The following is a 2,483-nucleotide window of genomic DNA, read 5'->3' on the forward strand; positions in this document are numbered from 1 at the left end:
CAATAAGAATAAATAACTAATCAACCGCGAGGAGAAATTAGTTCTCGAAAGAGAGTAAATTATGGAAAGCCGGATGCTGGGAAACTTGCTTGTCCGGTTTGGACGGGGGCTGATTGTAAATAAAACAACAAATACAAATCGTTGTATAAAACGCAATTAATCTATCCGTATCTTTAGGAATTAAAGGTAATTTTCAAAAAAAGCTTTTAGTATATCAAAAAGATAAACAAATGTGTTTTAGATGCAATAAATTGATTCAAAAAATTAAAATTAATGGTCGTAGTTCTTATTTTTGTTCGTTTTGTCAATTGAAATAGATATAAATATTTTATGCTATCTTTTTTTGATAATTATGGGTAAAAATTTATGTTTATTTTAGATTTTATCAGTTATTTATTATGGTAATAGCATTTAAGGAAGGTTACAAATAATGATTAATTCAAAGATAATTGAAATTTATTGTGTTAATAAATTGACTTTAGAAGATTATAAAGTTATTAATTTATTATATCAACCCCTAATTGGAACTATTGCTATTTCTTTGTATAATACTTTATATTTTTTAAATGAAAGTAAAAATAATATTTATAATAATTTTAATATTACATATCAGATGTTATTGGATTTTTTAAATATAGATCAAAAAACTTTTAAATCTAATCAATATAAATTAGAAGCTCTCCGTTTGTTAGAAACTTATTCTAATGAAAATAAAGATATTATTTATATAATTCATTCTCCTGTTTCGGTTCAAAAATTTTTTAATGATCCTTTATTGAGTCATTTTTTTTTAAGTGAAGTTGGTAATTATTATCATTGTTTACAAAAATTATTATTAAATAAATTACCTACAATACCTGAAAATTTCCAAAATATTAGTAAAAATTTTGTAGATATGTATGGAGTTAATAAAATTAATATTGATCATGCTTCTTTATATAATCATTCTAATTTGAGCAATGTTAAAAATAGCACTAAGCATTTGTTGGTATTTAAAAAATTTTTCGATTATGAAGTTTTTTTAAATAATTTATCTGAACGTTTTAAAAAACCTTTTTTATTAGAGGATGAAAATATTGATTATATCGTGACTTTAGGTTTTATTTATATGTTGCAACCTAAAGAAATGGCTGTTTTGTATCAAAAACTTTTTCGCCATAATTATAATAGAAGTATTAATTTAAATATTTTAAGAGATTATTTATATGAGCAAAATATAAAAACTCAAAAAAATATTAAAATTATTGATGTTAATGATAATCAACAAGAAAAAAATGAAATGATTTTGTGTTTAAAACGATCACATCCTATTCATATTATTAAAAATTTTGGCAAAAATATTAGTATACATAAAAAATTAAATCATGACTTATTTATGTTAATTCAAAATAATAAAGATGTAGATATCGGAGTTATTAACGCTTTATTAATGTACATTTGTAAAAAGAAATATCATGATCTTAATTTTGTACTTTCTTATAATTATTGCGATGCCGTTTTAAAATCATGGTTAAAAAGAGGTATTATTTCTACCGAAATGGCTTACAATTATTTGACAGAAGAATTAAAAAATAATAATAAAAAATTTAATTCTTCTCGTAAAGATGTTTCTTTGCCTAAATGGTTAGATGATTTTATGAAAAATTTACATTAATTAAAAGTAATTTTTAAATATTTGAAATTAATATATCATGGATAAATCAATAAATAATAAAGTTAATATATATCTGATTGTGGTTATTTCTAATAATAATATATGTTATAAGATTGTATAATTCTATTTATTATTACAAAAATATTAAAAATCTTTTTTATTTTTTAAATTATTAAAAAGTAAATAAAAATTTATATAATTAATAATTAAAATATTATATTTGTTTAAATTATAGATTGTAATTAAAAAGTTATTAATGTTATTAGTAATTAATACATTATTATTAATGGAAATTTCTTTATAGAATAATGGTTTAAAATATTTTATTCTCAATAAAAAAATTAATTTAAGGGTACTTTGTTATTTAAAGGTTTATAAGATTTTTAATTTTTAATTTATTATTCAATAAATGTATTATTGAATTTAATTATTATCTATTTTTATAAATTGTTTCTCCAATATCTTTTAAAAGTTTAAAATTGAAAAATAAATATACATAAAAAAAATGATATAATAAATTCAGTAATAATTTATTATTAGCTAAAAATAGTGAATAATATTAAGAAAAAAATGAGATTTTAAATAAATTGTATGTTTATAAAGTTATTTTTAATAATTAATAAAAAAGAATTTTTTTAATTAATCTATATTTATCTTAATTTATAATAAATTCAATTACTATTATTTTTAGTTTAGGAAGAACCAAAGATGCCTAAATATCGTGTCATTTAACCAATGACCAGTGCGATAAACACTGTAAGGCTAAGAACGGTTCTTGAATGGAAACTCTCAAGAATTACAGCAGTTCTTAAAAGCGGGTTGCGACGAA

The 2,483-nt window shown here is 19.6% G+C and carries 2 protein-coding genes; both read left to right on the forward strand.

Annotated features, from left to right (window positions below; all coding sequences use genetic code 11):
* The first annotated feature begins 230 nt into the window (after window positions 1-230).
* Entirely contained in the window at window positions 231-317 is an 87-nt protein-coding gene (locus OC705_RS02430) for a zinc finger domain-containing protein (protein ID WP_304512681.1), read from the forward strand.
* A 113-nt stretch (window positions 318-430) separates the two neighbouring features.
* Window positions 431-1,654: a DnaD domain protein gene (locus OC705_RS02435; RefSeq protein WP_304512680.1), complete on the forward strand. Its 1,224-nt coding sequence runs from the start codon at window positions 431-433 to the stop codon at window positions 1,652-1,654.
* The last annotated feature ends 829 nt before the right edge of the window (window positions 1,655-2,483 follow it).

It is taken from the genome of Candidatus Phytoplasma fabacearum (genome assembly GCF_030586805.1).
Classification (GTDB): domain Bacteria; phylum Bacillota_I; class Bacilli_A; order Acholeplasmatales; family Acholeplasmataceae; genus Phytoplasma; species Phytoplasma fabacearum.

Excerpts from the sequence above, each read along its gene's own strand:
- OC705_RS02430 (WP_304512681.1), top strand. The coding sequence starts at position 231 with ATGTGTTTTAGATGCAATAAATTGATTCAAAAAATTAAAATTAATGGT.
- OC705_RS02435 (WP_304512680.1), top strand. The coding sequence starts at position 431 with ATGATTAATTCAAAGATAATTGAAATTTATTGTGTTAATAAATTGACT.